Source organism: Dyella sp., from assembly GCF_036746095.1.
In the GTDB taxonomy this organism is placed as follows: domain Bacteria; phylum Pseudomonadota; class Gammaproteobacteria; order Xanthomonadales; family Rhodanobacteraceae; genus Dyella_B.
Genome location: NZ_DAIOEU010000101.1, coordinates 1 through 7,133, shown reverse-complemented (window position 1 = coordinate 7,133; position 7,133 = coordinate 1). Strand labels below are relative to the sequence as shown.

At 61.3% G+C, this 7,133-nt stretch carries 7 protein-coding genes; 2 read left to right on the top strand and 5 right to left on the bottom strand.

The genetic code is table 11. The features are described from left to right. Positions 1-181: 181 nt before the first annotated feature. Complete coding sequence (argC, locus tag V7M64_RS21800; protein WP_333682230.1) at positions 182-1,111, top strand: N-acetyl-gamma-glutamyl-phosphate reductase; 930 nt, start codon at positions 182-184, stop codon at positions 1,109-1,111. A 172-nt stretch (positions 1,112-1,283) separates the two neighbouring features. Here the strand turns inward: argC and V7M64_RS21795 are convergent, their stop codons facing one another. Next, positions 1,284-3,266 (bottom strand): alkyl sulfatase dimerization domain-containing protein, encoded by a 1,983-nt coding sequence (locus tag V7M64_RS21795; RefSeq protein ID WP_333682228.1) that lies wholly within the window; start codon positions 3,264-3,266, stop codon positions 1,284-1,286. 273 nt (positions 3,267-3,539) lie between these two features. Between V7M64_RS21795 and V7M64_RS21790 the strand changes: the two genes are divergently transcribed. Next, the gene (locus V7M64_RS21790; RefSeq protein ID WP_333682227.1) at positions 3,540-4,970 is read left to right on the top strand and encodes a DUF2252 domain-containing protein; all 1,431 of its coding nucleotides are present in this window, start codon (positions 3,540-3,542) and stop codon (positions 4,968-4,970) included. 15 nt (positions 4,971-4,985) lie between these two features. On the opposite strand, the gene V7M64_RS21785 is transcribed toward V7M64_RS21790, so the two are convergent. From V7M64_RS21785 to V7M64_RS21770, 4 genes are all read right to left on the bottom strand, one after another. Further along, positions 4,986-5,486, bottom strand: coding sequence for a hypothetical protein (locus V7M64_RS21785; RefSeq protein WP_333682225.1), 501 nt, complete (start codon positions 5,484-5,486; stop codon positions 4,986-4,988). 10 nt (positions 5,487-5,496) lie between these two features. After that, positions 5,497-6,309 (bottom strand): DUF2092 domain-containing protein, encoded by an 813-nt coding sequence (locus V7M64_RS21780; protein ID WP_333682223.1) that lies wholly within the window; start codon positions 6,307-6,309, stop codon positions 5,497-5,499. A gap of 67 nt (positions 6,310-6,376) precedes the next feature. Continuing rightward, positions 6,377-6,898, bottom strand: a complete 522-nt coding sequence (locus V7M64_RS21775; RefSeq protein ID WP_333682222.1) for a hypothetical protein — start codon at positions 6,896-6,898, stop codon at positions 6,377-6,379. Positions 6,899-6,951: 53 nt separating this feature from the next. Beyond that, positions 6,952-7,133 (bottom strand): hypothetical protein (locus V7M64_RS21770; RefSeq protein ID WP_333682220.1); only part of this gene is annotated, 182 nt, incomplete at its 5' end.

The following is a 7,133-nucleotide window of genomic DNA, read 5'->3' as shown; positions in this document are numbered from 1 at the left end:
TGGTCGGCAATGGCGACCAGCGTGCGCAGGCGGTCCAGGCTGATCTCTCGCATGTCGGCTCCAGATTCAGGAAAACTGAATATCAAGGTTGTGAAATTCAACTTTCCCTATTCTAGGGGGTAATGGAAGATTGGGGCTCCTTCGACGTGTTACCCCCTTCAGTCACCGGAGTATTCCTCGCATGAGCTCTCCCCTGGTTTTCATCGACGGCGACCAAGGCACCACCGGGTTGCAAATCCACGAACAGCTGCGCGGCCGCACCGACCTCCGCTTGCTGACGCTTCCCACGTCGGAACGCAAAGACCCACGGCATCGTGCGGAAGCCATCAATGCCTGCGACATCGCCATCCTTTGTCTGCCCGATGCCGCCGCACGCGAGGCGGTGAGCGCCATCGTCAATCCCGCCGTCAGGGTGATCGACGCAAGCTCCGCCCACCGCACGCATCCGGACTGGACCTATGGCTTTCCGGAGATGGCATCGGACCAACCCGCGCGCATCGCGAACGCGCGGCGGGTCACCAATCCCGGCTGCTATCCGACCGGTGCGATTGGCCTGCTGCGTCCGCTTGTGCAGGCCGGGCTTGTCCCAGCCAGCTATCCGATCAGCATTCATGCGGTGTCCGGCTACTCGGGACGCGGGCGTGCCGGCGTAGAGGAATATGAGGGGGCCGATGCCGTCGGCGGGCCGGAATTCCAGGTGTATGGGCTCGAACTCGCGCACAAGCACCCTCCGGAGATCCAGCAGCATTCCGGGCTCGCGCAGCGTCCGATCTTCGTTCCCGCGTATGGCGCGTTCCGCCAGGGCATCGTGCTGACGGTTCCGCTCGCGTTGAGTCTGCTGGCCCCCGGCGTGGATGGCGCCACGCTCCACGCATGCCTCGCCCGACACTATGCCGGCGCGGGCCATGTACACGTCCTGCCGCTGCACGAATCAGGCGTGCTAAAGCACCTGGACCCGCAAGTGCTGAACGGTACGAACGACATGCAGTTGAGCGTATTTCCCAACGTGGAACACGGGCACGTCCTGCTTTCGGCGGTGTTCGACAATCTTGGAAAAGGTGCATCCGGCGCTGCGGTTCAAAACCTGAACCTGATGCTGACGCAGCAATAGGGGCCGATGGGCTGCCGCCGTTCCGGAATTTCTGACGGCCGAGGTCGGCCAGGGCATCCGTATAGCGCAGCCCTCCCCGCTCAGCCGTTCGCGTGTCGCCGGCATACGAGCAAAAGCCTGCGGACCTTTCAGTCCGCAGGCTTTTGTCATCCCGCGTGCAGTGCGTCGCCGCTTATGGCGTGACGATGTTGAACCAGAACTCGAACGTATCCAGGTAACTGACCAGTTCGTCCAGCTTGGCCTGGTTACCGCTGACCTTCGCGCTGCCGTTGCTGATGGCATCGGCCATCTTGGTCTGGCCGAGGATGATGCCATTCAGCGTGTCACGCGACATCGTTACGTTGGCATCCGCCCGCTGCGCCTGCACGCCCGCCGTGTGGTTGAGCACGCCATTTTCCAGCTCCAGCAAATAGGTCCCGTCCGGCTTGCCAAGGTCGACATTCAACGCAATATGGGCGTTGGCAGCCTTGGCGCGATTCACGCGAACACTGAGATAGTCGAAGAACATCTCCGGCGTCATCGCCCTTACAGTGTCGGCGCTGGCTGTGTTGGGCGTCGGCAGCTTCTTCACGCCTTCACGCAACTCCTTGGCGCCGGTCAGATAGAAGTTGCGCCACGGACCAGATTCCGCCTGGTAGCCGAGTTGCTCCAGCGCATCGGCCTGCAGGGCCTTGGCAGCCTGGTTCGACGGATCGGCGAACACCACGTGATTCACCACCTGCGCTACCCAGCGGTACTCGCCGCGCGCGTAAGCCTGTTTCGCCTTCGCCAATACGGCGTTGGCACCACCCATGAACTCGACGTAGCGCTTGCCAGCCTCCACCGGAGTCAGTTCGTCCAGCGTGGCCGGGTTGCCGTTGAACCAGCCAAGGTAGAGCACATAGGTCGCCTTGACATCGTGACTGACAGAACCGTAGTAGCCCCGGTTGGCCCACATATTGGCCAGGCTTGGTGGCAGCCTGAACTTGTCCGCGATCTCGACCATCGTCTCGCCCTGGTTGGCAAGATGCAGCGTTTCGTCGTTGATATAGCGGTACAGGTCACGTTGCTGGCGCAGCAGCTTCACCACGTTATCGCGGCCGAACGTCGGCCAGTGATGCTGCGCAAACATCACGTCCGCCTTGGCACCCCACATGGTCACCGCCTGGTTCAGGTACTTGGACCACGGCAACGGTTCCCGAATCTTGGCGCCGCGCAGCGAGTAGGTGTTATGCAGGGTATGCGTGCAGTCTTCCGCCGCCGAGATCGCGCGCTTCTCTTCGATGTACCACAGCATTTCCGACGGCGCCTCCGATCCTGGCGCCATCAGAAACTCGTAGGTCAATCCGTCGATCGTTCGTTTCTCGCCGGTCTTCGTGATGATGTCGGTGGGCGGCAGCAGCGTCACCGTGCCCGCGGACGTCGTCGTGCCCAGCCCGGCGCCCACCTGCCCCTTCGGGTCGGGCGGCAGCAGGTTCCCGTACATATAGCTGGCGCGGCGGCTCATGGCATTGCCCGCCATGACGTTCTCGGCAACGGCGGCGTCCAGAAAGCCTTCCGGCGCGTAGATCTTGACCTTGCCGGACGAGACATCGCCAGGCTCCACCAAAGCGCGCACGCCGCCATAGTGGTCGACGTGGCTGTGGGTATAGATCACGGCCTTGACTGGTTTGCGACCGCGATTGGCATAGTAGAGGTCGATGGCAACCTTTGCGGTTTCTTGCGAAACCAGTGGATCCACCACCGTAATCCCTTCCTTGCCTTCGATGATGGTCATGTTCGACAGGTCCTGGTTGCGAACCTGATAGATCCCATCGGTGACCTGGAACAACCCGCTGATATTGATGAGTTGCGCCTGCCGCCAGAGGCTCGGATTGACCGTGCCCGGCGCGGCGGATCCTTCCTTGATAAAGGCGTACTGCTGCGGATTCCAGATCGGGTTGCCCGACGTGCCCTTGATGATGGCATCGGGAAGCGGCGCAACAAAGCCGCGATGCGCATCATCGAAATCCGAACGATCCGAGAACGGCAACTCGCCAAGCAGCTTCTGATTGGCGGCCCTGGTCGCGCTGGAGGCGTCCTTGCGCGCATCCTGCGCCATGCCCGCGCCGGCCTGCACCAGGGCGACAACGGCCAGTGCGATGCCACTGATCACGATATTGCGGTTCTTGGTCATTCCTTACCCCTGTTCCAATGTGGTGGAGCACAACCTGAACGGATTTGCCTGCGTTACCGAGTGCCGGGAAATACTCTGACAACGCCAATGGAAGCGGAAGTGAATCTTTTCGGAACGCGTCCTAAAAGGAAAATCACAGCCTCGGAGCCATTCCGATACCATCGCTCGGGACATTTTCTCCAGCCTATCCATCGGATCGCGCCTAACCTAAAGTAAGCGATGAGGCGCCCACAGCTCCGCCGCGTTGTTCCCAACAACAAGGAGACGATCCAAATGTCCAAGGCCAAGAACAAGAACGGCGATGAGCGAGTGGGCGATCAGACTTCCCAATCCAAATACTTCACGTCCGACGAACGCGCCGCGAAAGGCCGGATGCTGCGCGACGCGGTGCCCCGGTCGTCCCAATCCGGATGGCGACCCGCCAACGATCGCCGGGACCCCGTGGCGCTGCTGGAAGAATCAAACACCGGGCGAATTCTGGAGCTCGTCCCCATTCGATTTGGCCGCATGTCGGCCTCACCGTTTGCCTTCTATCGGGGTGCGGCGGCGATCATGGCCGCCGATCTTGCGACGACGCCGTCCAGCGGCATCCGCGTACAGGCCTGCGGCGACGCGCACCTGATGAACTTCGGCGGATTCGCGACACCGGAGCGCAATATCATTTTTGATATCAACGATCTGGACGAAACCCTTCCGGCGCCCTTCGAGTGGGATCTGAAACGCCTCACCGCCAGCATCGTGATCGCCGCTGACCATCTGGCACTGCCCAGGAGCGACGCCGCGCGTGTGGCAACCGATTCGGTTCGGGAATATCGGGAGCGCATGCATAACTATGCGGGAATGCGCGCGCTCGACGTCTGGTACGACCGCATCGACCTGCAGAATTACGAGGATCGTACGGGCGATCCCAAGGTTGTTGAAGCAACGCGCAAGCGGCTAGCCGAACGCATCGAGGCGGAGCGGCGCAAATCGGTGCCGGACCACCTGTACCCGAAATTCGTTGCCGAAGCGGGCCTGCATCCAAAAATCAAGGATGAGCCGCCGCTGATTTTTCATCCGTCCGAAGACCTTGCGCCCGATCTTTCGTCGGGATACCAGGCCGCCATTGCAGCGTATCGCGCAAGCCTTGCCGATCATACGCGCGTGCTGTTCGACCGCTTTCACTTCTTCGACATGGCCATCAAGGTAGTTGGCGTGGGCAGCGTAGGCACGATGTGCGCCGTCTGTCTGTTCATGGCGGCGGATAACGATCCGCTGTTCCTGCAGGTGAAGGAGGCGCGCGCGTCAGTGCTCGAACCGTATGCGGGCAAGAGCGTCTATGACAATCACGGCCAGCGCGTCATCGTGGGGCAGCGTCTGATGCAGGCCGCCACGGATGTGTTCCTTGGCTGGACACGCGGCAGGAACGGCAAGGATTTCTACGTTCGTCAGCTGAGGGATATGAAACTGTCCGCCCTGATCGAGGATTGGGACAGCGGCTTGCTGCGTCAGTACGGCAGGATGTGCGCCCACGCGCTGGCCCGTGCGCATGCCCGGACCGGCGACGCCGCGATGATGGCGGGATATATGGGATCGGGACGCACCTTCGATGACGCGATCTGCGAATTCGCCACCGAATATGCGTCCCAGAACCGCAGCGACTTCCGCGCCTACCTCACAGCCATTCGAAGCGGGCGCATCGAAGCGACGATCGAAGACATCTAGGCAGGCGCCAATCAATTAATACGGCGCGTTCACCACGACGTACTGCGATCCTTGCGGCTGGTACCAGGTGCCGCCGCACTGTTGATACACCATGCCGCCGTAGTTGACCGGGGCGCAGTTCGGCGGCACCGAGCGCACCATCGATCCGACCACTGCGGAGGTCACGGCTACTGTCGCCGTAACGGCTGCCGCCGTGGCCACCGGATGGTAATCGTTGTCCCAACCACCGTGGTTGTCGACATTCACGTTGACGTTGCGGTTCGAATTGACGTTGACGTTGCGATTGGTATTGACGCTGTTGACACTATTGCTGCGCACGTTGTTGGAGCGTACGTCCGCGCGGCTGTTGTTGGCCTGGCGCGCAGCGCCACCACCGCCACCACCGCCACCGCCGGCCATATGCCCGCCACCGCCGCCGCCTCCGGGGCGCGCTTCCGCCGTTGGCACCCACCCCATCGCGGCCAGAACCAGTGTGGTTGCGCAAACCACGGACAGCTTGCCGAATGCGTATGTCATCGCAGGCTCCTTAGCGGGTCTTCAGTGGAACGAACTCGGCGGGCTTGGCACCCGGCGGCGGCGTGAACGCGAAGGTGGCGTTGCCGAACTTCGGATTCAGGTTCCACTTGTAATACGTGATCGATTGCGGGCGAGCCTCGTCCGCGCGATTCGTGATGACCAGTTTGCGCGGCAACGGGCGTGCGCCGGCCGAAATCCAGATCTGCCAGTCGAACTGACCTTGCCTGAAGGCATAGTGATCGCAGAGGTCGCCCGCGATGAAATCCTGTCCGGCATTCATTGCCGACACGATGTTGTTGGTCGGCGCGGCCGGTGTTCCCCAAAGGAACAAGTCCGCGGACGGCACTTCGATGCCATAGCGCTCACTCAATCGATCAACGAGCGTGCTGAGGTTGTCGCTGAATTGCGCCTGCGAGTAGAACTTCTGCTCTGGCTGGTAAAGCGTCACGGTCTTGCCGTCGTAGATCAGGTCCCGCTGCAGGCGGGCACTACGCATCTGCGCGCGCAACTTGTTGGGGCGCACGACATCAAGGTCGGCAATGGCGGTGTGCTGCAACTTCTGTCCGTCCTGCAGTACGCGCTCGCCGGTCAGGCTGATACCGACTTCAAACTGCTTAAGGGATTGCAGGGTCGCGCCCATATCCTGCAATGCCTTGATGACCGCCGGGTCCACCGCATTGGCTTCCGGCTTCGCCGCCTGGGGCTGTGCGGGCGCGGCAGCCGCCTGGGGCGGATTCGCGGGTGCACTGGTTGGAGTCGGGGGAGTGTTGCTGCAGGCCGTCAGAACGACAGCGAGCAAACCAAGTACCGGTAGGCGTGCCATGAGGAAACTCCAGTCGATGTACAGCCGTTAGTAGCGAACCGCACCGGAGGCAGTCAGCCGTCCGAGTTCAATGCAGCACGGTGGATCGTTCGGGCAACGGTCCCAGGAACATTCTTTTGAATCGGTCGCGGCCAATCGCGCGGACGATTTCGGCGATGACGCAGTACGAAAAGATCAGGGTCAGCAGCAGGATCTGGATAGCCCAGAAGCGCGGCCAGCTTATTTCCGTGAACAACGTGTGGTTGGCGGCCGCAAAGCTTGGCGCCTCTTTCCAGAATTCGTACAACCGCTCCAGGTAGTGCACGAGCAGCGCCACCAGCGTGTAGATCAACGTCTTCCAGCCGACATTCCAGATCAGCGGCTTATCGGGAAACCGGTTGATGAAGGGCATCATGTTTGCGATCAGCACGGCTTTGCCAAGGATCAGCGCGGCAAGCAGGATCGATGCCGATGTCTCCACTTCGATGCCGGAACTGCGGACCATCAAGGCGCGGATCACCGCGACGATATGAAGTGCCACCAGAAAGAAGATCGTGGGTGGCAGCATCTCCATGAACTCGTGCTTAATCGTTGCGAAGACATTGCTCATTCCGCGCCTCCTTCAATATCGCGCCCCTCCGAATGCTCGCCGGCCAATCGTCGTCACACGTAGGGATGCGAGACGCGGCATGGTCGCCACAGGCGGCGGCCGGCCTGCGCTGGATGGAAATCCGAACGAATACTTGCAGCTTTGGCGACGCGACGGAAGTGAATGATTCTGTTCGTGACGGTAATTTGTTTCGAGCGCACCCTCGGTGGGCACAGTGTCATTAAAGTCAACGCGC